This is a genomic window from Hoeflea sp. YIM 152468 (assembly GCF_029210485.1).
Taxonomy (GTDB): Bacteria; Pseudomonadota; Alphaproteobacteria; order Rhizobiales; family Rhizobiaceae; genus Hoeflea.
In genome coordinates, this window is the sequence record NZ_JARGET010000021.1 from 81,392 (window position 1) to 105,146 (window position 23,755).

19 protein-coding genes are annotated in these 23,755 nt (G+C 58.9%); 17 read left to right on the forward strand and 2 right to left on the reverse strand.

The window, feature by feature from the left end:
* Complete coding sequence (locus PZ897_RS10960; RefSeq protein WP_275752325.1) at positions 1-1,521, forward strand: tripartite tricarboxylate transporter permease; 1,521 nt, start codon at positions 1-3, stop codon at positions 1,519-1,521.
* A 368-nt stretch (positions 1,522-1,889) separates the two neighbouring features.
* On the opposite strand, the gene PZ897_RS10965 is transcribed toward PZ897_RS10960, so the two are convergent.
* Together PZ897_RS10965 and PZ897_RS10970 are read right to left on the reverse strand one after the other, a co-directional pair.
* Entirely contained in the window at positions 1,890-3,458 is a 1,569-nt protein-coding gene (locus PZ897_RS10965) for a rhodanese-like domain-containing protein (RefSeq protein WP_275752326.1), read from the reverse strand.
* Positions 3,455-4,405 carry an alpha/beta hydrolase gene (locus PZ897_RS10970; RefSeq protein ID WP_275752327.1) on the reverse strand — a complete coding sequence of 317 codons (951 nt, stop codon included), beginning with the start codon at positions 4,403-4,405 and terminating at the stop codon, positions 3,455-3,457. The genes PZ897_RS10965 and PZ897_RS10970 overlap by 4 nt, the downstream gene beginning before the upstream one ends.
* Here PZ897_RS10970 and PZ897_RS10975 point away from each other — a divergent pair.
* The 16 genes from PZ897_RS10975 (at position 4,399) to PZ897_RS11050 (ending at position 23,646) form a co-directional block, all read left to right on the forward strand.
* Positions 4,399-5,619, forward strand: a complete 1,221-nt coding sequence (locus PZ897_RS10975; protein ID WP_275752328.1) for a mandelate racemase/muconate lactonizing enzyme family protein — start codon at positions 4,399-4,401, stop codon at positions 5,617-5,619. The genes PZ897_RS10970 and PZ897_RS10975 overlap by 7 nt on opposite strands.
* Before the next feature lie 108 nt (positions 5,620-5,727).
* Positions 5,728-6,678 (forward strand): tripartite tricarboxylate transporter substrate binding protein, encoded by a 951-nt coding sequence (locus PZ897_RS10980; protein ID WP_275752329.1) that lies wholly within the window; start codon positions 5,728-5,730, stop codon positions 6,676-6,678.
* Between the two features lie 77 nt (positions 6,679-6,755).
* Positions 6,756-7,322, forward strand: coding sequence for a tripartite tricarboxylate transporter TctB family protein (locus PZ897_RS10985; protein WP_275752330.1), 567 nt, complete (start codon positions 6,756-6,758; stop codon positions 7,320-7,322).
* Positions 7,323-7,363: 41 nt separating this feature from the next.
* A complete protein-coding gene (locus tag PZ897_RS10990; RefSeq protein WP_275752331.1) occupies positions 7,364-8,875 on the forward strand; it encodes a tripartite tricarboxylate transporter permease in 1,512 nt (503 codons plus the stop codon).
* On the forward strand, positions 8,872-10,260 hold the full coding sequence (locus PZ897_RS10995) for an MmgE/PrpD family protein (protein ID WP_275752332.1): 1,389 nt from the start codon (positions 8,872-8,874) through the stop codon (positions 10,258-10,260). Before PZ897_RS10990 ends, PZ897_RS10995 begins: the two co-directional genes overlap by 4 nt.
* Complete coding sequence (locus PZ897_RS11000) at positions 10,257-11,021, forward strand: SDR family NAD(P)-dependent oxidoreductase (protein ID WP_275752333.1); 765 nt, start codon at positions 10,257-10,259, stop codon at positions 11,019-11,021. Before PZ897_RS10995 ends, PZ897_RS11000 begins: the two co-directional genes overlap by 4 nt.
* 14 nt (positions 11,022-11,035) lie before the next feature.
* The gene (locus PZ897_RS11005; RefSeq protein ID WP_275752334.1) at positions 11,036-12,076 is read left to right on the forward strand and encodes an AbrB family transcriptional regulator; all 1,041 of its coding nucleotides are present in this window, start codon (positions 11,036-11,038) and stop codon (positions 12,074-12,076) included.
* Positions 12,063-13,232: a mandelate racemase/muconate lactonizing enzyme family protein gene (locus PZ897_RS11010; protein ID WP_275752335.1), complete on the forward strand. Its 1,170-nt coding sequence runs from the start codon at positions 12,063-12,065 to the stop codon at positions 13,230-13,232. The genes PZ897_RS11005 and PZ897_RS11010 overlap by 14 nt, the downstream gene beginning before the upstream one ends.
* Positions 13,233-13,372: 140 nt before the next feature.
* Positions 13,373-14,827 carry an MmgE/PrpD family protein gene (locus tag PZ897_RS11015; RefSeq protein ID WP_275752336.1) on the forward strand — a complete coding sequence of 485 codons (1,455 nt, stop codon included), beginning with the start codon at positions 13,373-13,375 and terminating at the stop codon, positions 14,825-14,827.
* 823 nt (positions 14,828-15,650) lie between these two features.
* A complete protein-coding gene (locus tag PZ897_RS11020; protein WP_275752337.1) occupies positions 15,651-17,387 on the forward strand; it encodes an ABC transporter substrate-binding protein in 1,737 nt (578 codons plus the stop codon).
* 268 nt (positions 17,388-17,655) lie between these two features.
* Positions 17,656-18,705, forward strand: coding sequence for an ABC transporter ATP-binding protein (locus PZ897_RS11025; protein ID WP_275752338.1), 1,050 nt, complete (start codon positions 17,656-17,658; stop codon positions 18,703-18,705).
* Between the two features lies 1 nt (position 18,706).
* The gene (locus PZ897_RS11030; RefSeq protein ID WP_275752339.1) at positions 18,707-19,783 is read left to right on the forward strand and encodes an ABC transporter ATP-binding protein; all 1,077 of its coding nucleotides are present in this window, start codon (positions 18,707-18,709) and stop codon (positions 19,781-19,783) included.
* On the forward strand, positions 19,780-20,646 hold the full coding sequence (locus PZ897_RS11035; protein WP_275752340.1) for a sugar ABC transporter permease: 867 nt from the start codon (positions 19,780-19,782) through the stop codon (positions 20,644-20,646). Before PZ897_RS11030 ends, PZ897_RS11035 begins: the two co-directional genes overlap by 4 nt.
* Positions 20,643-21,443 (forward strand): carbohydrate ABC transporter permease, encoded by an 801-nt coding sequence (locus PZ897_RS11040; protein ID WP_275752341.1) that lies wholly within the window; start codon positions 20,643-20,645, stop codon positions 21,441-21,443. Before PZ897_RS11035 ends, PZ897_RS11040 begins: the two co-directional genes overlap by 4 nt.
* 18 nt (positions 21,444-21,461) lie before the next feature.
* On the forward strand, positions 21,462-21,785 hold the full coding sequence (locus PZ897_RS11045) for a DUF2160 domain-containing protein (RefSeq protein ID WP_275752342.1): 324 nt from the start codon (positions 21,462-21,464) through the stop codon (positions 21,783-21,785).
* A 334-nt stretch (positions 21,786-22,119) separates the two neighbouring features.
* Positions 22,120-23,646, forward strand: a complete 1,527-nt coding sequence (locus tag PZ897_RS11050) for an altronate dehydratase family protein (protein ID WP_275752343.1) — start codon at positions 22,120-22,122, stop codon at positions 23,644-23,646.
* Positions 23,647-23,755: the final 109 nt, after the last annotated feature.

Below are 23,755 nucleotides of genomic sequence, written 5' to 3' on the forward strand. Positions count from 1 at the left end.
ATGCTTGATTTTTCAGCCCTTGATGGTGCGTACAGCATTCTCACGTCTTCCTGGAGCGCTTGGCTTTGGCTGATACCCGGGCTCGTGATCGGGCTTGTTTTCGGGGCGATGCCCGGAATATCCATCACCATGGCGATGGCAATCTTTTTGCCCATCACGCTCTATATGGACTTCCTGCCGGCTATCGTGTTTTTGACGTCCATTTATACGGGTGCGGGCTTTGGCGGGTCAGTTCCGGCGGTGCTCATGAACATTCCCGGCACATCCTCTGCAGTCGCCACGACTTTTGACGGCTATCCCATGGCGAGGTCCGGCCGTCACAACCAGGCGCTGGGGGTGGCGTTGGCATCCTCCGTCATGGGCACATTGTCGTCCTACGTGCTCCTGTTGTTTCTGATTGTGCCGGTTTCCATCATCGTGCTCAAGCTCGGTCCGCTGGAGATGTTCGTCATCGCGGTCTGGGGGCTCTTGCTGCTCGGATCATTGGCTGGATCTTCCGTCTGGCGCGGGTTGTTGGCGGGGATATTCGGTGTCTTGCTCGGGACAATCGGAATGAATACCGCCGGGTTCATTCGCGGAACCATGGGCGTTCCCTGGCTGCTTGACGGGATTCCAGCCATCCCTGCAATGATGGGGCTGCTGGCGGCAAGCCAACTCCTCAACCTCATCAACACGACCTATCTGATCGAGAACGAAGACGACCGCAAGATCAGCTTTGCCAAGATCATCGACGGGGTGAAGTTGACCTTCAAAAGCCCGATAATCATCTTCAGAGGCGCCACCATAGGGGTCGTGATCGGGGCAATACCCGGTGTTGGCTCCTCCATTTCGAACCTGATTTCATACTCTGAAACAAAACGGAATGCGCCAGATGGCGATAGTTTTGGAACGGGCAATCCCAAGGGTGTCATCGCCGCCGAATCGGCCAACTCCTCCTCCGAGGGGGGCGCCATGGCGACCATGTTGGCGCTTGGCATTCCCGGCGGTGGCGCAACCGCCATTCTGCTGGCGGCGTTTGCCATGCACAACATCATCGGGGGACCACAGTTCATCGCGCAGAACCGGGATATTGTCTATGCAATCATCTTTTCCAATTTTGCTCAGGCCATTCTGCTGCTGATTGTCGGAATGGGATTTGTCTATCTGGCTGCGTCCATTGTCCGGGTTCCACTGCGCTTTTTGATACCCAGCGTGCTGGTGGTATCGACATTCGGCTCTTATGCGATTTTGGGTTCGCTGGCGGGTCCGATCACGCTTTTCGTTTTTGCAATCCTTGGCTGGGCTATGGTGCGTTACGATTACCCGGTTGCAGCCACCGTGGTTGGCCTGCTGCTTGGCAGCCTTCTGGAACAGAACATCATCCGGACCTGGCAGATCAGCCGCGGGGATCTCGGCTATCTGCTTGAACGCCCCGGCGCCATTCTGATCCTCGTGGTCATGATAGCCTCGATCGCTTTCACCGCGCTATCGAAACGTCGTCGCAAGATTACAAGCAGCGTCACGGATCCGGCTGAATCATAGGCAGCCCTTTCAGATCAGCCTTGTGCCAAACCGTATAGGCAACGCTGGATTGATGGCACCGGAGGCCGGGTTTCCTTTCCCGCCTGCAGCGTTGCAGCGGGAATGAAGAGGCCGTCACTCCCGTGCCAGGCGCGTGTAGGCTGCGGGCAAGACAGTTCGGAGAGATAGGGTCTTGATGCATGTCGCGTTCAAACGCTCTCGTTTGACTGAACACCTACATGCATTGCTTCAAAGAGAGACGGCGGCCTTTGCGCATCCACCGGGATGCGCGGCGCTCGTCTTATGACGTATTCATGCTTCTTGTGAAAAAAAGCGCTGGAGAGGCTCATCACACTCTCCAGCGGTGGGGGATGCATCAGACGAGGCCTTCAGGCATTCTTAAAAAGTCTGAAGGCTGATTTTTCGATCTCGTCGAGCTGTCCGATCAATCCGGTTTCCCAGGCAAGGTAGCGCCGAGATGAATCCAGGTTGCCATCATGCCGGTCATGGACAAACCAGGCGAAATCGATGGCCTCCGCCGGTTCCGGGTGGAGGGAATTTACGCTTACCTCGGCACCGGCCTTAACCAGCGCCTCGTAGCCACCGCCTACAGTCAGGATATTGGCATGGCCAAGCTCGGCGGCGTCCTGCGCATAAATCTCCGCCGTGGCTTCAGTGTCCGCAAGGATCGCAATCATTTCCGCCTCGGTGCGCGCCAGCGTCGCTAATAGTCCGGGCCTTGTTGCCCAGATAGCTCCCTTGACGTGAGACGCGCGATAATCGGTCGAAGGCCGCATGTCGATAATCTGGACATTGGCCATTCCGAGAATATCGGAAGCGTTCACGGACCTGGTACCGCAGATCGCTGGCGGACTGACGCGGTAAGGGGCCGGCAGCGTTCGCAGCTTGTCATCGATGCGGACTATGTGCACCTCGTATGCCAACTGTCTGAGCCAAAACGCTGCAAGTGCCGAGCGAAGTCCCGTGTCGCAACACAGGATGATCCTTGAGTTTCGCACCCCAACCCACTGATCTGTCGCCTGGGCCAATTGACCCGAAGCCGCATGGGACGCGACGGCAAGGGGATCCTTCCTTGCCTCGTCCGGGGATCGGACATCGAAAACATAAGTGGTTCGTTCGGACTCGGAAATCATCCGGCTGACATCGTCAAACGTCGCCACCGGTAGCGAGAACCTTTCGATTAGTGTGTCTGCCCGCTGCCGGGATGCGGCAAGTCCGGCGGTGTCGAGATCGGGGAGGGCACCTGGCGTATTGTTCCGTTCAAGATCGCGCCCGGACAAGGCCCACCCCTGGGTTCCATTTTCCAAGGCAGCAACGCTGCCATCAAGACCAGTCAGCATCAGCCCAATCACGCCTGTGATGCCTCGTGTGCGGCCTGCGCAGGTAACCACGATTGGAGGCTTGTCACCAATCCTGGACATGCGATGGGCCAATTCACCATTGGGAATGCAGACGGCGCCCGGCACCCGCATCTTGCCATACTCGGAAGCGGGACGTGCATCGAATAGCGCCGGCGCCCGGCTTTCCTCTGCTGCTTGCGCGAGTTCATCCGCTGTCATCATTGTTGGCTGCCAGATGTGCTCGGCCAGTTCGCCCAGGGTTTTCGAAGGAACATTGACGCCCTGGTAGACAGGATAACCCGTCTTCTCCCATGCCGGCATGCCTCCATTGATAAAGACGACGTCGGTATATCCCATTTGCGAAAGTCGACGACAGGCCCGTTGCGCGACGCCGTCGCCATTGTCGATCAGCAATACCGGGCAGGTCAGCCGAGGCACCAGTGAGCCAATGTGGTGCTCGAGGATGCTGTAAGGCAGGGGAATGGCAAAGAGCGGGTGCCCCTCGACAAACTGCCCAGCCTCCCGAATATCCAGAAATGCAATTTCATTTGCACCGTGAACCAGCGCGCGTGCGGCTTGAACGGAAATCGATTTCATGTTTCGTCTCCTGATCTTGGCAGAAGAACAGGCGTGTCGTGAAAGAACGACCAGAACGCCGCATACACCAAGTCCGGTCTCTGTTCGGCGGGATAGTGACCTGTCGGGATGGCTGAGCCCTGCAGGTTATCGGCCCATTCGCCCCAGGCATCCATTGGCTTGAAGTGGCGTCCGCAATGGCTGTTAGACCCCCAAAGCACAAGCACCGGGCAGGTGATCCGACGATTGCCGAAATCCGCCTTGTCCATGGCGAGGTCTAGGGTGACAGTCGCCCGGTAGTCCTCGCACACGGCGTGGATCTGGTCGTGGGTGGTGCACCGAACGTATTCAGCCATGGCTTCCGGCGTGAAGATATCCAGCCCGACCCCCTTCTTGTCGAGTTTGTAATGGATATAATAGTCCAGATCAGCACCGATCAGCCGCTCGGGGAATGGCGCCTTCTGCGCCATGAAGAACCAGTGATAGGCTTCAAGTCCCCAACCCAATGTCACATTTGTGAGTACGGTGTGGGTGGGGACAATATCAAGCGCCGCTAGGTGCGTGACACGCTCAGGCTGATCAAGCGCCATCCGAAATCCGACCCGGGCGCCGCGGTCATGGCCTGCGACCGCGAATTTCTCAAAGCCGAAATGATCCATCACGTCGAACGCGTCCTCTCCCATGGATCGGAAGCTGTAGGCCGAATGGTCCTCCCGCCCATCCGGTTTGGAGCTGTCGCCATATCCCCGCAGATCCATCGCGATGACAGTGAAGCCTTGCGCCAGCGAAGGCGCTATTTTGTGCCAGCTTACAAGAGTAAGCGGATTGCCGTGGATGAGAAGAAGTGGTGGGCCTTCGCCGGCTATGGCGACCCTGATTTCCGCGCCCCTTGTGTTCACCGTTTCCAGTCGGAACCCGTCCATAAGGGTGGAAGACGTCTTGAGAGGGGGCATTGCAACTGATGACATATCGATTCCTCCATTTTGTAAATTGTCTACAATACAAACTCATGATATACAATTCGGGAGCGGAAGATCTGCCCAGTTTGAGAGATGTTATGAGGAGTACGGCCATGATAATCAAAGATATTCGAGCCAGCTTGCACGGATTTTCGATAACCATTCCTTTGCTGGACGGCCGTGTCGAAGGCTATGGCAGAGCTGAGCAGACGCATTTTGTTTTCTGCCAGGTGGAGACCGATGACGGCACAATCGGCTTCGGTCTGACGGGTCACTTTCTGGCAAGATCGGTCATCACGGCACTGCACGAGCATATTCTTCCCGTGGTCAAGGGGATGGACGTGCGTGACGTGGAAAAAATCCATCAGCGCATATGGCAAAAGCTCAATCCACGAGCCATGTCAGGCGTGATATCCATGGCGTTGTCGTGCCTGGATATCGCGCTTTGGGATATTGCAGGCAAGCAGTCAGGCCGCAGTATAGCGGCCCTGTTGGGCAATGCACGCGACAGAATTCCGGCCTATGTAACCTTCGGATTCCCTCAATACGACATTGATCAGCTGGCTGAGGCGGCTCGTCTACATGTCGCCAATGGCTTTACGGCATTGAAGTCGGTCGTCGCGGTGGACAACGGTGGATGGCGCGAAGATGCCAGGCGAATCAAGGCTATTCGCGATGCTGTCGGCCCGGACATCGACATCATGATTGACGCCAACTATCTCTTCAATCCGGTGGAAGCGGCCTGTCTGTGCCGTGAAATCGAGGAATGCCGCATCACCTGGTTCGAGGAACCGGTCACGCAAAACGATGCCCGCGCCCTTGGCGATCTGCGCCGGTCGACCCGGATTCCCATTGCTGCCGGGCAGATGGAAGGTCATCGCTGGCGCCACCGAGAGTTCATCGAGCATCAATCTGTTGATATTCTGCAGCCGAATGTGACCTATTGCGGTGGCTTCACCGAAGCCCGAAAAATCGCCCACATGGCTCAAATCTACAATATGCCCATTGCTAACGGCGGCGGTTGGCCGCTGTTCAACATGCACCTGCTGGCAGGCATGATGAACGGCTGGATTGCCGAGTGGCATCTCGGCATGGTTGCCGTTGGAGAGACGCTGTTTACCGATGCTCCCAAGCCCGTCAATGGCTGGCTCGATATCCCCGATCGCCCCGGGCTGGGCCTGACGCTGAACGAAGACGCCTTCAGGGAGACATTGGTCAAGTAAAGCGGTGATTCCGTCCAAATTGTTGACAATCTTCAAAATGCGCTTCAAGATCGATCGGGTAATCGAACTTGGCTCAATCAGTCTTAAATTCTCGGGAGGAAACACTTGATGCTGTTCAGGCAAATTTTTACCGCCGCATTGGCCTCGGCTGCGATGTCGGTATTTCCAGCAATTGCAGCAGATTATCCGGTTGATACAGTCACGCTTGTCACCCACTCGAGCCCCGGTGGGGGAAGCGATGTGTTCTTGCGTGAAATGTCAAAATATCTCGCGCCCGAGCTGGGTGTGAACGTGGTTGTCGAGAATGTTCGTGGCGGCTCCGGTGCCAAGGCGATGGCGGATCTCGCCCAGGCGCCTGCTGATGGGGCGCGGTTTTATGCGACCACGCCAACTTTCATCTACACGTCACTGCTATCCGAGCCGGAGTACAAGTACACCGATCTCGAGCCACTGGTGAACTTCTTCATTGACCCTGAGGTGATCTACACAGCTGCAGGCAGTAAGTTTCAGACCCTCGAAGATGTCATCAAGGCCTCCGCCGAGAGCCGTGGTCGTTGGGGGGCGGCAAACCCGGCTTCTCTTGAGCGTCAGGCGCTAGAGCAGCTCAAGGCATCAACCGGAGTGCAGGCTGGTATCGTCACCCACGAAGGTGGCGGCGATCTGATGATCAATGTGCTCAACGGCACGCTGCAGATTGGCGTCGGCGAGGTTCAGGAAATCCAGTCACAACTCGAGGCGGGCGAAATCCGGCTCCTGGCGACGTTCTCCGACGCGCGTCTCGACAACTTTCCTGATCTTCCGACTGTCGAAGAACTCGGATATGGCGTGGTCGTTCGGAAATTCCGCGGAATTGCCGGTCCCAAGGGGCTGCCGGCTGACGTCATTGCTGCATGGGAGAATGCGGCTCAAGCTGTTCTGGCGTCTCCGGAATACAAGAAGACTTATGAGGCTAACAATCTCCGGGCAAACTTTATGCCGCATGCGGAATACGGGCAGTTTATCGAGACATTTGCCAATGACACCGAATCCTTCCTGCGCGAATCCGGTGTGATCAAGTAGACACGCCAGCTTCATCGAGCCAGGGGTCGCGTTCAGCGCACGCGACCCGGTATTCCCGCCGTCCAGTGTCGGCATCTTTGATCCACGCTTCGCCTCCAATTTCATTGCGGTTTCCTGAAGTGCGGCAATCAAGCGCGGTGCCAGTCAGTTACGAAGGAACTCCTATGCTCAGTCGCGATTTTGTTAGCGGATTGGCGGCCATTTCGATTGGTGCGATCTATCTGGTCTTCGCCTATGGGTTACGCACAAGCGCGCTTGACGACTCCGTTGGACCGGGCGGAATGCCCAGGGCCTATGGCTGGATGATGCTGATTCTTGGCCTGATGATAGCTGCGGGTTCGATCATCAAGCATATCAGATCAGGGGCGGCTCCGGACCTCGGGATTGAATGGAAGGGGCAGGGGCGCCGCGTCGTCTGGGCCGCCGGCTTGTTGGCAATCGGCGCCTTATACATTTTCGGTATCAGCACTCTTGGCTATCCCGTGGCAATCGCTTTGCTTCTGGCCGCGGTCTCGCTCTACCAAGGTGCCCGGCCTGGCGTTCAAATCATTGCCATAGGGATAGGCGGCGCTGCCTTCCTGTGGGCCGTATTCGTTCTTGTTCTCGGCGTATCCATGCCCAAGGGCTTGTTCATCCTCCTGTAAAATCCGGCAGGCCGGAATGCCTGATTGAATGGATAAAAACAATGGAAACCCTATATCTCGTCGCCGTGCATCTTGGTAATCCCTATGTCTTTCTGGCCGCCGCAGCAGGGGTGACTTGGGGAATACTCGGTGGTGCGATGCCGGGAATATCACCGTCCATTACAATGGCGCTGCTTCTACCCTTCACCTACACCATGGACCCGACTGGCGCGATCGTTCTTCTTGCCTCTACCTATGTAGGCGCGGAATATGGCGGCTCGATTCCAGCCATTCTCATCCGTACGCCGGGCACCAACGCGGCGGCAGCCACTGTCATTGATGGGTATGAGATGAACAAGCAGGGCAGGGCGGGGCTGGCGCTGGGGATCTCGTTGTATTCAGGCGTTCTGGGAAGTCTCTTTGGCCTGACAATGCTGATTTTGCTGTCCAAACCTCTTGCTTCGGTGGCGCTCGCTTTTACACCGCCTGCCTACTTCGCGCTGGGCGTGCTCGGCTTGAGCGTGATTGCGACCTTATCCGGCGATTCACTGCTCAAGGGCTTTGTCGCAGCGCTTCTCGGATTGATGATCGCCACCATCGGCACCGATCCAGTCACCGGCGCGAACCGCTTCACGTTTGGCAGCTCGGACCTTCTCTCCGGCATCGCGCCGGTGCTGATCATGGTTGGCATGTTCGCCATGAGCGAACTTCTGGTTCAGGCGTCAGATCGCAGCGAAGGCACCAAGGTCTTGTCGCGTCCCCGAATCGAGTTTCCGGGCCTCAAGCTGGCAAGAAGGTTGATGTTTCCTCAGTCGATCGGGGCGACCATCGGCACATTTGAAGGGGTCATGCCCGGCGCAGGCGGCACGATTGCGTCCTTCATGTCCTACAATGAGGCGCGGCGCTGGTCGCGGCACAAGGAAGAATTCGGCAAAGGTTCACCGGAGGGTATCGCTGCTCCGGAAACCGCCAACAATGCTGTGGCGGAAACTGCGCTTGTTCCGCTTCTCTCTTTTGGTATCCCGGGCTCCAACTCAACGGCGATCCTGCTTGGTGGCTTTCTCATCCACGGGCTGGTGCCGGGTCCGATGCTGTTCACACGCTCAGCTGATGTGGTCCATGGCCTTTATGCAGGACTCTTTATCGCCGCCATTGGTCTGCTTGTGATTGGCATATTGATGCTGCCGATGTGCATCTGGCTGGTCAACCGACCGCGTCCATATCTCAGCGCCTTCATTTTTGCGCTTATCCTGTCGGGCATTTTCTCAATTCATGCATCGCTCTTTGATTTGGCCATCATGTTGGCCGCCGGAACGGTCGGTTTCTTCATGCGCATGCTGCGCATTCCGTTTCTGCCCGCCGTTCTCGGGCTGGTTCTGGGATATCTGGTCGAAAGCAGCTTTCGCCGTTCGCTGGTCCTGTCGGGCGATGATCTGTCGATCTTCTTCACCGACAAGGTGTCTTTGGCGCTGCTTGTTGTCGCTTTTCTGTTTGTTGCCGGATCGGTTGGCAAGCGGGCACTTGATTTTGTCCGCCACCGTCCGTCAGCACATTATTCGGAGGGTTCAGAATGACTACCAACCTCTCACTAAAGGCGGGCTCCGCAAGCGTGTCCGAACGGATTGCTGAGTGGATTGCGAAGATCACCGTCGATGACGTCCCCTCAGCAACAAACTCCAAAGCCCGAAATATACTCGTAGATATTGTCGGTCTGTCTGTTGCAGCGCGCGATACCGATTATGTGACAGCGGTCAAAGCGGCGTCCGAACCGGGCGATCACATCATTATCGGGCATAAAGAACGTGTTTCAGCATCAAGTGCCGCGCTCATCAACGGGACTGCAGCCCATGGCGAGGATTTTGACGACACGTTTGAAGGCGGACCGGTGCATTCCGGCGTTGTTGTGGTTCCCGCTCTCCTCGCCGCGGGACAAATGTATAACCTGAGCAATGCCCGCGTGATGATGGGAATTGCCGTCGGCACGGAAGTCTTGTGCCGCCTGGCGTTGACATTGCCAAAGGCTGTGCACAAGGCTGGTTTTCATCCGACGGCAGTGCTTGGAGCATTCGCAGCAACTGCCGGGATCTGTGCCGCATGCGAGGCCGACGAGAAGACGACAGCCAATGCGCTTGGGATTGTCGGTAGCATGGCGTCTGGCATCATCGAATACTTGGGTGATGGCAGCTGGACCAAGCGGATGCACCCGGGCTGGGCCGCACAGTCCGGTCTTCGAGCCTACGGCATGGCAAAGGCTGGATTTGCTGGTCCGCGTTTTGTTTTTGAAGGCACCCATGGCGCTTTCACCGCATTTGCCCATTCGATCACCCCCATGACCGAAAACCTTTTCTCCAAACTTGGTGAAGTCTGGGTGATGGATATGATCACGTTCAAACCCTATCCGTGCGGCACGATGGTCCAGCCTTACATTGACTGCGCCATCACACTGAAAGGGCGTTCGGTGCGAACTGATCACATCAAGCGTATCGTGTGTAAGTCGGCCGAAGGTATTGTCCACAGGCTGTGGGAGCCGCTCGATCTTAAGCAGAAGCCCCCCACGGCCTATGCAGCGAAGTTCTCCGTGCCCTACGGGGTCGCGCTCGGATTGATCCGCGGCCATGCCGCGCTGGCGGATTTCACCGATGAAGCCATCAAAGACCCGGATCTGTTGGCGATTGCCGGGAAGGTCGGCTTCGAAATCGACCCGGACAATCCCTATCCGGCCGCCTTTACTGGCCATGTTCGTATCGAATACGAAGATGGATCCATTGAGGAGGCGGAACGCGGCCACATGCGCGGCGGACCTACCGAGCCTCTCAGCCGACAAGATATCGACGACAAGTTTCGCGCCAATATGCGGTTCGGCGGGCATGCCGCTCCGGACACCGTGCTTGCTTTGTGCGACCGGATCGCTGCCGGTGAAGGCAATGACGCATTGATCAAGGAGTTGGGACGGACATGACATCGCAACCTAAACAGGACCTTGCAGGCCGTGTTGCCCTGGTCACCGGCGCCTCTCGCAACATCGGGCGCGCCATTTCTGTCGCGTTGGCCAGTCGCGGTGCACGCATTGCCGTCCATGTCGGACAGGACCGTGCCGCTGGCGAGGAGACGGCGGCGGCCGTCCGGAAAGCAGGCCGCGAGGCCACCGTGCTGAGCGGCGATCTGTCAAACCCCGATATTGCAAGGTCGGTGGTGGCCGATGCAGCCGCAGCGTTCGGCCGTTTGGACATAGTCATCAACAATGCCGCCGTCCGCCCCGAGGTTCCTTTCGAGGATCTCACCTACGAGAACTGGCGCAATGTCATGGGCATTGCGCTGGATGCGGTGTTTCTGGTGTCCCAGGCAGCGCTACCTCATCTCAAGGCCAGTGATATGGCGTCCGTCGTCAATATTGGCGGTTTGACCGGGCATACCGGGGCCACCGAGCGTGCACATGTGATTACCGCCAAGGCAGGTCTGGTCGGGCTCACCAAAGCCATGGCGCACGAGCTTTCGCCGCATGGAATCACCATCAACTGCGTGTCACCAGGACTCATCCAGACCGCCCGGCTTGGCGTCGCCGCCCATGCTCCCAAGCACCACGATACCCGCACCAATCTGGTTGGGCACCGCGGGTCTGCGGAAGATGTGGCGGAAGCCGTCGCTTTCCTGTGCAGCCCGGTGAGCCGGTATATCACCGGTGAGACCATGCATGTGAATGGTGGTGCGTACCTCGCATGATCAGGAATCCGACCTTGTCGATTGCGCTCGGAGTGATGGTTTCTGCGTTGGGAGGCGCGGTGTTCACATGGCTCGGTGTTCCGCTTGGCTGGATCCTGGGCGCAATGGCGGGTGCCGCGATATACGGCAACACGGTAGGCCTTTCAGGGAAGACGCGGCATTTGAGACGCGCCGGACAGTTGCTGGTCGGCACCGCCACTGCGGGTGTTCTGACACCCGCTCTGCTCGCGACCATGAGCGACCTGCTTCCGGCCATGATTGGCGCCGCGATCGCTGCCAACGCCTTCGGGCTTTTGCTAGCCTGGCCGCTGGCGCGGATCGCTGGAACCGACCGGACAACAGCGCTGCTATCCGCGCTTCCGGCAGGCATGGCGGAGATGGCTTCCCTTGCCAAACAGGTCAATGCGCGGACTGAAGTGGTCACCGTTGTACACACACTTCGCGTCATTCTGGTGGTTATTTGCGTGCCGATTTTTCTGGGCATTTCCGGGTCTGGAACACCCGCGGCTGTCGACAACGGCGGCAGCATGTCCGCACTTTTCGCCTGTCTGGGTGTCGGGTTGGTGTTGGCATTGTTGTCTGACCGGATCGGTTTGCTGAACCCGTATATCATCATGCCGATGCTGGTCGGTATCTTGTTTGTGCTCGGAGGGTTTCCGATTGCCCAGATGCCCGCACTTCTCCTGATTACAGCTCAGGTGTTGATCGGTTTTTCGCTCGGCGCACGCCTGGACAGGAAGGATTTGTCGCGCATGCCCCGCGCGGCCCTAGCCGGCGTTCTTTGCGGCCTTGCGCTGATTGCATTCATGGCATTGACAGTTGCGCCTGTTCTCACCGCCATCACCGGAACCGATATGGCCGTACTGGTGCTTGGAACAGCGCCGGGTGGTTTGGGCGAGATGATTGCGTCCGCCAAGGCGCTTGGCGTTGCTTCGGCGCTGGTTGCGGGCTTTCAATTTGTCCGCTCGTTCCTGACCAACATGATCGTCCCGCCATTGCTGCTCCGGTTTACCGGACGGCCACCCAAAAAGAGGAATTCCAATGAAAATCGTTGAAATCAGGGAGGCAGTAGCCTCGATCGCTTCGCCGATCCGCAACGCCTATATCGACTTTTCGAAGATGACAGTCAGTGTTGTGGCGGTGGTCACGGATGTCATCCGCGACGGCAAGCCTGTTATCGGCTATGGCTTCAATTCCAACGGTCGCTACGCCGCGAGCGGCCTGCTGAACGAACGATTTCTGCCACGTCTCCGCGAGGCCGGTGCCGACGCGCTGATCAATGATACCGGAACCAATCTGGATCCGCACAAGATCTGGTCGATCATGATGGCAAATGAAAAGCCTGGCGGTCATGGCGAGCGGTCGGTGGCCGTCGGGGTTGTCGACATGGCTGTCTGGGACGCTGTGGCAAAGATAGCCGGTGTTCCCCTCTATCAGCATCTCGCGAGCGTCCATGGCAATGGCAAGCCCGATGACAGCGTCTTCGTTTATGCCGCTGGCGGCTATTACTATCCCGGCAAGGACGACAGCCAGCTCAAGGCGGAAATGCGGCGTTATCTCGACATGGGCTATTCGGTCGTCAAGATGAAAATTGGCGGCGTCCCCCTTGAAGAGGACATGCGCCGGATCGAGTCCGTGCTGGAAGTGGTTGGCGGTGGCCAGCATCTGGCTGTCGATGCCAATGGCCGGTTCGATCTCGAGACCGCGATCGCCTATGCCGAGGCAATGAACAAGTATGACCTGTTCTGGTACGAGGAGGCGGGTGATCCGCTTGATTACCAGTTGCAGGCAGAGCTCGCGAAAGCTTACCCCGGCGCCATGGCAACCGGCGAGAATCTGTTTTCGCATCAGGATGCCCGAAATCTTGTCCGCCACGGAGGCCTGCGCCCCGACCGGGACTGGCTGCAGTTTGACTGTGCTCTCAGTTACGGCCTCGTCGAATATATGCGGACACTTGACGCGATCGGGACGGAAGGCTTTTCAAGCCGCAACTGCATTCCGCATGGCGGACATCAGCTGTCGCTCAATATCGCTGCAGGCCTTAAACTTGGTGGCAATGAATCCTACCCGGAAGTTTTCGCGCCCTTCGGCGGATTTGCCGACGGCATCAAGGTCGAGAACGGGCAGGTTGGCCTTCCCGATGCACCAGGCATAGGGTTTGAGCAGAAATCTGAGCTTATCAAAACCATGCGCTCGATTACTGAAACCTGAGATCAACCAACCAGATAGATCCAAAAGCGGTGAAGGCGTCGCTGAAAAGCGCTGTCTTGATACCACCCTATGAAAGCGTTTCAGCAAAGAAGATTGGCGCGAGATCGGGCGCAGCCAACATCAACAAAAGGTAGACTGACATGAACAATGAGACAACTGCATCTGCAATTGATCCCTGGGCTTCGCTTAGCGGGCTCACAGCCGCGGCGAGCCGCTTTGTCGCCAATCATCGCTATGAGGACTTGAACGCGGAAACGCTGCGTCTTGCCCGGCGTTGCGTACTCGATGGCCTGGCAGTGGCGCTTGCGGGCTCCGAGCAGACGGGGATGAAGCCGATAGGGGATTACATCACAAGCCTCGGCGGGGTCGCGCAAGCCCGCTTGATCGGCAAGTCATCGACACGGGTGCCTGCCCATTTGGCAGCTCTATGGGGTGGCACAGCAGGTCATGCCATGGACTGGGATGACACACAGCTCGCGGAAGGCCCCGGGCGACCTTATGGATTGTTGATGCATCCGACGATGCCGCCGCTGGTGGCAGCCCTGACCCTGTCGGATCTGATCGCACAAGAGCAGGGTTTTCCGGTTGACGGAAAGAAGCTGCTGGCCAGTTTCACCGCGGGATTTGAAGTCGGTTGCAAGATTGCGGAGGCAATAAATCCTGATCACTACATGCGGGGCTTCCACACCTCGGGCACGATCGGCACGTTTGCGGCTGCTGCGGCGGCGGCACATATGCTCGGTCTTGATGAAGAGGCAACGGCCCGCGCATTGGGACTGGCGGCATCCATGGCTTCCGGCATCCGTGCCGGATTTGGCACCATGACCAAGCCAATGCATGTGGGCCGTGCGGCCGAGAACGGAGTCACTGCAGCATTGCTGGCGCGGTTTGGCATGTCGGCAAATTCCGAAGCGCTCGATGGCCGCTGGGGCTATCTGGCGATTGCCGGTCCGGGCGGTGATCCTGCCTTGGTGCGCGACCGTTTCGGTGCGCCCCACACAATGGAAAGCCCTGGGGTCAGCATCAAGCCTTATCCGTCCGGGGTGCTGACGCATCCGAGTATGGACGCGATGCTGTTCCTGATGCGCGAAAATAACATTAAGGCTGCTGATATCAAGGCGGTGACGCTGAAAGCAGGCAGCAACGTATTGGGGCCGATTCGATTCCGCATCGCGCGCACCGAGCTTGAGGGTAAATTCTCATTCGGATTCCTGCTGTCGGCCATTATCCTTGAAGGGCGCGCGGGCAAGGCCGAGTTCTCGGATACATTCGTGTTGTCGGGAGCATGCCAGGATATGCAGAACCGGGTGACAACCGTTTTTGATCAATCAATCGAGGACATGGGATGGGACCGGATCCGCTCCAAGATCGAGGTTGTCACCCATGATGGCCGGTCATTCGAGCGCTGGGCCGACGAGGCGTATCGCGGCAGTCCGCATAACCCCTTGTCTGATGCCGAACTCGAGGCGAAGTTCATCGACTGTGCAGAAGGCTTGCTCTCGACAGACCGCTCTCGACAGGTCTTTGACATGATCTGGAGCCTTGAAGAGGCACCCGATGCCGGACACATTTTCGATCTTCTGGATTGGGGATAGGCTATAAGAATTGCCGGGCGAGAAGCGGTTGGGATCATGCAAGAACGCGCAGAGATTCACAAAGCGCGGATGCCGCAATCGATCCTGGTCGTGCCGGGTCGATTGGCGGCTTCCAAGCTTTCTTCGCTCCGCCACTGGCGTCATGTTCTTCCGGCTATCACCTTGGCGGATATCGGGTGTGACGGCCACTCCTAACGGGAGGCCTCATGCCCGATACTCGCCTCACGCGCCGGTTGGGGGGGCTGGAAGCCTCATTGTCGGTCTCCGCACACATGTGCCTGGGCTGACCACGGGTGCGATGGTTTGGTCACTCACTGCGCGCTTTGATGATCTGCCAGGCGAGGTGACGCTCTGCCGGGCAAATTGCGATCTTGATCGCGCTTGCGACCCGCGGGTCCGGATGTGCCGCCTTTTTGAGTGGTTACAGGCCATGTGGCGGCAGGCGCAAAAGTGCCCGTAGTCGGCTCAGAGACGTGTTTCCTACCATCTCACGCACGCTTTGAGACTGAGTGAACGGGTTCGGGCGGGTGCCGTAATGGTTTCAAGATCCAGTGTCTTGCAGCGCCTCCGCGCGCCGGGTTTCGTCCGTTGGTGCTCAGCGGTACCTCTGCACAGCAGTGATGATGCCGCATCTGTCGTGGCACGCGCAGATGCAGCGTGTTGAAACTGTTGACGTGGCAGCGAAAACCAAGATTTCGCAAGATTGCGTCAATTTTCGTTTCTTGCTCAATAAGGTTCGTTTAGTTTCGGTATTGACTTTCGCATGTAATCATATTTCCTTAACCCAGCGTCATATGTGCGCTTTTGTGGAGGAGACAAAGATATGAAAAAATTCTTACTGGCTTCGGCGGCTGCCGTGGCGCTGGTTGCGTTCCAGTCGCCGGCATCGGCGGACATGGCCGCGGCCGAGAAATGGATCAATGACGAGTTCCAGCCATCCGTGCTTTCTGCTGATGAGCAGAAGGCCGAGATGCAATGGTTCATCGACGCTGCCGAGCCCTTCGCGGGCATGGAAATCAATGTGTTGTCGGAAGGGATTCCGACCCACACCTACGAATCCACGGTGCTGACCAAGGCATTCGAGGAAATCACCGGCATCAAGGTCAATCACCAGATCCTGGGCGAAGGCGAAGTGGTCCAGGCGGTTCAGACCCAGATGCAGACCGGCCGCAACCTTTATGACGCCTATGTCAACGATTCCGATCTGATCGGCACGCACTCGCGCCTGCAGCTGGCGGTCAACCTGACCGACTGGATGGCCGGCAACGGCGCTGATGTCACATCGCCGACGCTTGATCTCGAAGATTTCATGGGCACGAGTTTCACCACCGGGCCGGACGGCAAGCTCTACCAGTTGCCTGATCAGCAGTTCGCCAACCTCTACTGGTTCCGCAAGGACTGGTTCGACGATCAGGCCAACAAGGATGCCTTCAAGGCCAAATACGGCTACGAGCTCGGCGTCCCGGTCAACTGGTCGGCCTATGAGGATATCGCCGAGTTCTTTTCCAACGATGTCAAGGAAATCGATGGCGTCCAGATCTACGGTCACATGGACTATGGCAAGCGCGCCCCCGATCTTGGCTGGCGCATGACCGATGCCTGGCTCTCCATGGCCGGCGCCGGAAGTCCGGGTGAACCCAACGGTGTCCCGATCGACGAGTGGGGCATCCGCATGGAGGAGGGCTCCTGCAACCCGGCGGGCGCCAGCGTGTCGCGCGGCGGTGAAGCCAATGGCCCGGCTTCGGTCTACGCCATCCGCAAATGGGACGAATGGCTGCGCAATTATGCGCCTCCCGGTGCGGCAGACTATGACTTCTATCAGTCGCTGCCGGCTCTCAGTCAGGGCAACGTCGCCCAGCAGATCTTCTGGTACACGGCGTTCCTGGCCGATATGGTCAAGCCGAAGTCGGAAGGCAACAACACTGTCGACGAGGACGGAAACCTGCTGTGGCGGATGGCGCCATCTCCGCATGGTCCCTACTGGAAAGAAGGCCAGAAGGTCGGCTATCAGGACGTGGGGTCATGGACGATCCTGAAATCCACGCCGGAAGACCGCGCCAAGGCGGCCTGGCTCTACGCCCAGTTCGTCACCTCCAAGACAGTCGATACGAAGAAGTCGCATGTCGGACTGACCTTTGCCCGCGATTCCACGGTGCGGCACGAAAGCTTCACCGAACGGGCGCCGAAACTCGGAGGTCTGGTCGAGTTCTACCGCTCGCCTGACCGCGTGCGCTGGTCGCCAACCGGCATCAACGTGCCTGACTATCCGAAGCTGGCCCAGATCTGGTGGCAGCAGATCGGTGACGTCAACTCCGGTGCATTCACCCCGCAGGAAGCCATGGACCGTCTCGCAGAAGAGATGGACATCACCATGGCCCGCATGCAGCGCGCCGATGAGGCCGGCAATGTCTATGGCGGCTGCGGGCCTCGCCTGAATGAGCCGAAGGATCCGAGCGAATGGCTCGGCAAGCCCGACGGCCCGAAGGCCAAGCTCGACAACGAGAAGCCGCAGGGCGAGACCGTCAACTATGACGATCTCGTGGCCCGCTGGAACCAGTAGAACCGGCTTTCAAGCCTGCACTCAAGCCCGGCGCCCTGCGCCGGGCCACTCGCAGCCTGACGCGGCCCACGTGACCCGCACAACCCGTTGTGGCAGACTAAATCCCTGCGCAGACAGTTGGCGACCGAAAGTAGTGAAATGCCTCAGGGGTCTGAACCCGGATCCGGGAACGAGGAACCAGGGGTTGTGTGCAACAATGTATTTGCCTGCCGGCCATGACCGGCTGCTTGAGGATTGAGCTTCCGTGCTGGAACTTAGAAACATCACGATGCGGGTCGGAACAGAGACGCATATTCACCCCACCAGCCTCGTCTTCAAGCCGGGCAGTTTCAACATCCTGCTTGGAACCACCCTGGCCGGGAAAACCACGCTGATGCAACTGATGGCGGGCCTGGAAAAACCCACTGCCGGTGAGGTCTGGTTCAACGGTGTCAATGTCACCGGTGTGCCGGTGCAGAAGCGCAACGTATCCATGGTCTATCAGCAATTCATCAACTACCCGAACATGAGCGTGTTCGACAACATCGCCTCGCCCTTGCGCGTCGGCGGTGTCGACCGGGCCGAGATCAAGCGCCGTGTCGGCGCGATGGCCGAACTGATGCGGATCTCGGCGATGCTCGACCGCCGCCCGGCGGAACTCTCCGGCGGCCAGCAGCAGCGCATCGCCATGGCCCGCGCGCTGGTCAAGGACTCCGATCTGATCCTGCTCGACGAACCGCTGGCCAATCTCGACTTCAAATTGCGCGAGGAAATGCGCGACGAATTGCCCAAACTGTTCGGCGAACGCCAATGCGTGGTGGTTTACGCCACCACCGAGCCGACCGAAGCCTTGTTGTTTGGCGGCCAGACGGCGGCGCTGCATCAGGGCCGTGTGGCCGACTTCGGTCCCACCGGCGAAATCTACCGCCGCCCCGCCAGCCTGACCGGCGCTCAGGTGTTCTCCGAGCCGCCGATCAACACCGTCAAGGCGGTCAAATCAGGCCATATGATCTCAGCCGGCAGCTCCCTGACCTGGGTAGCGCCCGAGGGCCTCGCCGATGGCGACTACACCATCGGTATTCGCGCCCATCACGTCACTCCGTTTGAGACCGCAGGCTCGGTGCCGGTCGACGGAACGATCAAGATCGCCGAGCTTTCGGGCTCGGAATCGATGATCCATTTCGATGCCATCGGTGGCGACTGGGTGTCGCTGTCCCACGGCGTGCACCCGTTTGTGGCTGGCGCCAGAGCGACGCTTTACGCCGACATGTCGGCCTGTTTCTATTTTGCGCCCGACGGCACTTTGGTGCGAAGCGGCGAAGCCGAAGGGAGACACTGAGATGGCCCGCATCACGCTTTCAGGTCTTCGCCACAGCTATATGCCCAACCCGGCAAAGGACGCGGATTGGGCGCTCAAGCAGTTGGATCTCGATTGGACTGACGGTGGCGCCTACGCGTTGCTCGGCCCCTCGGGCTGCGGCAAGACCACGTTGCTCAACATCATTTCCGGGCTGCTCGTTCCCTCGCACGGCCAGATCCTGTTTGACGGGCAGGACGTCACGCCCCTGCCTCCCGAACAACGCCACATCGCCCAGGTGTTCCAGTTCCCGGTGGTCTACGACACCATGACGGTCTACGACAATCTCGCCTTCCCGTTGCGCAATCGCGGCGTGCCGGAAAGCGAAGTCGACAGCCGTGTCACCGAAATTGCAGGGATGACCGATCTGACTGCCATGCTGCAAAAGCGCGCTGCAGGCTTGACCGCCGACGGCAAGCAGAAGATTTCGCTCGGTCGTGGCCTGGTCCGCACCGATGTCAACGCCATTCTGTTTGACGAACCACTGACGGTGATCGATCCGCATCTGAAGTTTCAACTGCGGTCCAAGCTCAAGGAGCTGCATCAGCGCGTCAAACGAACGATGATTTACGTGACCCACGACCAGACCGAGGCGCTGACCTTCGCTGACCGGGTGGTGGTGATGAATGTCGGCGAGGTGGTCCAGATCGGCACGCCCGAGGAACTGTTCGAGGAACCGCAGCACACGTTTGTCGGCCATTTCATCGGATCGCCCGGCATGAATGTCCTGCCGTGCCAGATCGAAGGCGGGCAAGCGGTTTTTGCCGGACAGAGGGTGCAGACCTCCAACAAGGCCGCCGCCGGGGCAGAGCTCAACCAGGTCGGTGTGCGGCCCGAACATGTGCGCTTTGCCACCAGCGGCCTGGATGCACGGGTGGTCAGGGTCAGCGATGCCGGGCGGTTCAACATTGTCGAGGCCGAGTGTGGTGGTCATTCGCTCAAGCTGCTGGTCAAGGAAGGAGAGAGCATTCCTTCCGAGACAACAAAGCTTGAATTCATCCCCGAGAAAACCCGCATCTATCAGGACGGCTGGCTGGCCGGCCGAAGGAGCGCAGCATGAACAAGACCGTCAATCAAAAGGCCTGGTTCCTGGTTCTGCCGGTTCTGGTTCTGGTGGCTTTCAACGCCATCGTGCCGCTGATCACCGTGGTCAATTATTCGGTGCAGGAAACCTTCGGCAACAATGTCTTCTTCTGGTCCGGTATCACCTGGTTCGAGGATGTGCTGCGCTCGCCGCGTTTTCACGCCTCCCTGGGCCGGCAACTGACCTTCACCTTCACCATTCTGGCCATCGAGGTGCCGCTCGGGGTTCTGATCGCGCTGGCGATGCCGCGCAAGGGCATCTGGGTGTCGGTCTGCCTGGTGCTGATGGCGATGCCGCTGCTGATCCCGTGGAACGTCGTTGGCGCCATGTGGAACATCTTCGCGCTGCCCGAAATCGGCCTGCTGGGCAAGACCCTCAACGCGATGGGCTTTGACTACAATTACACCCGCCAGCCGGGCGACGCCTGGTTCACCCTGATCCTGATGGATGTCTGGCACTGGACCTCGCTGGTGGTGCTGCTTGCCTATGCCGGGCTGGTGTCGATTCCCGACGCCTATTACCAGGCAGCCAAGATCGACGGCGCCTCGTCCTGGGCGATCTTCCGCTATATCCAGCTTCCGAAAATGAAGCGGGTGCTGACGATTGCCATCCTGCTGCGCTTCATGGATTCCTTCAACATCTACACCGAACCCTCGGTGCTGACCGGCGGCGGGCCGGGCAATTCGACCACGCTTTTATCGATCGATCTGGTCAAGATCGCGCTCGGTCAGTTCGACCTCGGCCCGGCGGCGGCGATGTCGCTGATCTACTTCCTGGTGATCCTGTTGCTGAGCTGGATTTTCTACACCGTCATGACCCGCGATGAGGCAAACCAATGAGACGCGTATCCTGGCTTGTGCCCACAGTCTACATCCTGTTTCTGATGCTGCCGATCTACTGGCTGGTGACAATGTCGTTCAAGACCACCAACGAGATTCTCGGTTCCTTCACGCTGTTCCCGCAGAGCTTCACACTGGAAAATTACCGGGTCATCTTCACCGATCCGACCTGGTATATGGGCTACGTCAATTCGCTGATCTACGTGACGATCAACACGGTGCTCTCGGTCTGCGTTGCGTTGCCGGCGGCCTATGCCTTCTCGCGCTACCGGTTTTTGGGCGACAAGCACCTGTTCTTCTGGCTCCTGACCAACCGCATGGCGCCCGCAGCCGTGTTCGCGCTGCCGTTCTTCCAGCTCTATTCGGCGGTCGGCATCTTCGACACCCATCTGGCGGTGGCGCTGGCGCACACGCTGTTCAACATTCCGCTGGCGGTGTGGATTCTCGAAGGCTTCATGTCCGGCGTGCCCAAGCAATTGGACGAAACCGCCTATATCGACGGGTACTCGTTCCCGTCGTTCTTCGTCAAGATCTTCATCCCCACCATTGCCGCGGGCATCGGGGTCGCTGCGTTCTTCTGCTTCATGTTCTCCTGGGTCGAGCTGTTGCTCGCCAAGACGCTCACAGCCGTTGCCGCCAAGCCAATTGCCGCGACCATGACCAAGACGGCGTCGTCCTCCGGTTATGAGCTGGGGCTGCTGGCCGCAGCCGGTACGCTGACCATCATTCCGGGCGCCATCGTCATCTATTTCGTCCGCAACTATATTGCCAAGGGCTTTGCCCTCGGGCGCGTCTGACCAGCAAGGATCGCCGCGATGCAAGATATCGTCCTGTTCTCTCAAGCGTGGTGGACCGAACCGCTCGGCACCTGGATGGCCTGGACCCGGGCCACCATCGCCTTTTTTCTGTTCATTGTCGCCGCCATCGGCTCGATGGGCGTCTGGGAGTATTACAGCCCCGGCGGTGCGCCGCGGCGCGGCGTCTTTGCCATCGACACCACCCGCGGCGACCGGCTGTTCCTGTCGCTTCTGGGCAGCGCCTTCATCTTCATGGCCTGGCTCTATGTCTTCGGCACGCCGCTGTGGTGGCCGCTTGGAATTTGCGGCCTGTGGACGATCTTCACCTTCCGCTACGTCTGACCATAGGACCGTCCAATACCGCAACTTTCGGGGGCGCCCCGGTGCGCGGACCGGTGAACGCGGCAAGAGGTGGCAGGGTGGCAGAGAATTTCCACAGCTGGCAGTGGACTATCCTTGGCGGCTGGCATATTAACATGTCAGATGAAGTCGTTTTCCGGCAGGACTGCGGCTCGCCTCGCCTCCCGCATATGGATAAATGCGTAAATATTGCTGCAACCCGTTGAAGTTATGTGGAAAAATCATCTGAATGACGCATTTGGATGGCGCAAGCTTGAGAGAGGGGCAGCAATTGCTCCGCCAAGTTGCAGACACCAACCGAGAAGCGTTGACACCCATGGCCATCGATCTTCCCCTGACAATTCGTCTCAACCCGGATGACAATGTGATCATTGCGCTTGCGGATCTGGCGCCTGGCGCCAGCGTTGCAGGCCTCGACGTGCCGCTTGGAGGCGCCGTCGCGCGCGGCCACAAGATCGCGACGCGCCTGATTGCCGAAGGCGAAAAGGTTATTCGCTATGGCCAGACCATTGGCGTGGCAAGCGTGGCAATCGCGCCCGGCGAGCATGTTCACGTCCACAATCTCGGCATGGGTGGCCACGCCGAGGCGCAGGAGTTTTCGACCGAGGTCCGGCCGCTTTCTTCGCCCTGCGAACAGCGGCATTTCCTGGGCTACCACCGCGCCGATGGAAGCGTCGGCACCCGCAACTATCTGGGCATTCTCACCTCGGTCAACTGCTCAGGCTCGGTGGCCCGCTTCATTGCCGAGGCGGCCGAGAAACAGGGCTGGCTCGACCAGTTCGAAAACATCGACGGCGTGGTGCCGATCGTCCATGGCGCCGGCTGCGGCATGTCGGGCAGCGACGAGGGCTACGACACGCTGTTCCGCACCCTTCAAGGTTATGCCCGCAATCCCAATTTTGCCGGCATTTTGTTGCTCGGGCTCGGCTGCGAAGTCATGCAGGTGCCTGATCTTGTCGGCCGTGGCCGCATGCGCGCCGACGGCAATTTTCGCTATATGACGATCCAGCAGACCGGCGGCACCCGCAAGACCATTGAGCGGGGGCTGGAGGTGCTCAAGGAAATGGCCGTGGCGGCCAACATGATCACCCGTAGCCCGGCCGGCCTCGAACACCTGATGATCGGCTTGCAATGTGGTGGTTCGGACGGCTATTCCGGCATCACCGCCAACCCGGCGCTGGGCGCGGCGTCGGATCTGCTGGTCGCCCATGGCGGCACCACCATCCTGTCGGAAACCTCTGAAATCTATGGTGCCGAGCACCTGCTGACCCGCCGCGCGGTAACGCCGGAAGTCGGCGCCAGGATCGTCGAGCGGATCCATTGGTGGGAAGAGTACGCTGCGCGCAACGGCGGCGAGATGGACAACAACCCCTCGCCCGGCAACAAGAAGGGCGGCCTGACCACCATCCTCGAGAAATCGCTCGGTGCGGTGGCCAAGGGCGGCACCGCGCCGCTGACCCAGGTTTACAAATACGCCGAACCCATTACCGAGCGCGGCTTCGTGTTCATGGACAGCCCTGGTTATGATCCCTGTTCGGTGACAGGGCAGATCGCCTCGGGCGCCAATCTGGTGGCGTTCACCACCGGGCGTGGTTCGGTCTCGGGCTACAAGCCGACACCGTGTATCAAGCTCGCCACCAATTCGGAAATGTATGGCCGCATGGCGGACGATATGGACATCAACTGCGGCGACATCATTTCTGATGGAGTGAGCCTCGAGGCCAAGGGCCGCGAGATTTTCGAGCTGTTCCTGCGCGTCGCCTCCGGCGAGGAAACCAAGAGCGAGCAACTGGGCTTCGGCGGCGCCGAATTCGTGCCCTGGCAGATGGGCGCGGTGATGTGATCATTGCCGGTCCATCGCAATCCTGATCTAGGGCGTTTTATCTGTCCTTGAAACGCTCCAGCAGGGCGGGTGGATTTTTTGCCGTCCGTGCAGAGCCTCTGCGTTCATC

What these genes read in the sequence shown, in the direction of transcription:
- PZ897_RS11020 (WP_275752337.1), top strand. Translation starts at nt 15,651, where the DNA reads ATGAAAAAATTCTTACTGGCTTCGGCGGCTGCCGTGGCGCTGGTTGCG.
- PZ897_RS10960 (WP_275752325.1), top strand. Translation starts at nt 1, where the DNA reads ATGCTTGATTTTTCAGCCCTTGATGGTGCGTACAGCATTCTCACGTCT.
- PZ897_RS10975 (WP_275752328.1), top strand. Translation starts at nt 4,399, where the DNA reads ATGACATATCGATTCCTCCATTTTGTAAATTGTCTACAATACAAACTC.
- PZ897_RS10970 (WP_275752327.1), bottom strand. Translation starts at nt 4,405, where the DNA reads ATGTCATCAGTTGCAATGCCCCCTCTCAAGACGTCTTCCACCCTTATG.
- PZ897_RS10990 (WP_275752331.1), top strand. Translation starts at nt 7,364, where the DNA reads ATGGAAACCCTATATCTCGTCGCCGTGCATCTTGGTAATCCCTATGTC.
- PZ897_RS11000 (WP_275752333.1), top strand. Translation starts at nt 10,257, where the DNA reads ATGACATCGCAACCTAAACAGGACCTTGCAGGCCGTGTTGCCCTGGTC.
- PZ897_RS10965 (WP_275752326.1), bottom strand. Translation starts at nt 3,458, where the DNA reads ATGAAATCGATTTCCGTTCAAGCCGCACGCGCGCTGGTTCACGGTGCA.
- PZ897_RS11035 (WP_275752340.1), top strand. Translation starts at nt 19,780, where the DNA reads ATGAACAAGACCGTCAATCAAAAGGCCTGGTTCCTGGTTCTGCCGGTT.
- PZ897_RS11040 (WP_275752341.1), top strand. Translation starts at nt 20,643, where the DNA reads ATGAGACGCGTATCCTGGCTTGTGCCCACAGTCTACATCCTGTTTCTG.
- PZ897_RS11050 (WP_275752343.1), top strand. Translation starts at nt 22,120, where the DNA reads ATGGCCATCGATCTTCCCCTGACAATTCGTCTCAACCCGGATGACAAT.
- PZ897_RS11045 (WP_275752342.1), top strand. Translation starts at nt 21,462, where the DNA reads ATGCAAGATATCGTCCTGTTCTCTCAAGCGTGGTGGACCGAACCGCTC.
- PZ897_RS11025 (WP_275752338.1), top strand. Translation starts at nt 17,656, where the DNA reads ATGCGGGTCGGAACAGAGACGCATATTCACCCCACCAGCCTCGTCTTC.
- PZ897_RS10980 (WP_275752329.1), top strand. Translation starts at nt 5,728, where the DNA reads ATGCTGTTCAGGCAAATTTTTACCGCCGCATTGGCCTCGGCTGCGATG.
- PZ897_RS11030 (WP_275752339.1), top strand. Translation starts at nt 18,707, where the DNA reads ATGGCCCGCATCACGCTTTCAGGTCTTCGCCACAGCTATATGCCCAAC.
- PZ897_RS10995 (WP_275752332.1), top strand. Translation starts at nt 8,872, where the DNA reads ATGACTACCAACCTCTCACTAAAGGCGGGCTCCGCAAGCGTGTCCGAA.
- PZ897_RS11010 (WP_275752335.1), top strand. Translation starts at nt 12,063, where the DNA reads ATGAAAATCGTTGAAATCAGGGAGGCAGTAGCCTCGATCGCTTCGCCG.
- PZ897_RS11015 (WP_275752336.1), top strand. Translation starts at nt 13,373, where the DNA reads ATGAACAATGAGACAACTGCATCTGCAATTGATCCCTGGGCTTCGCTT.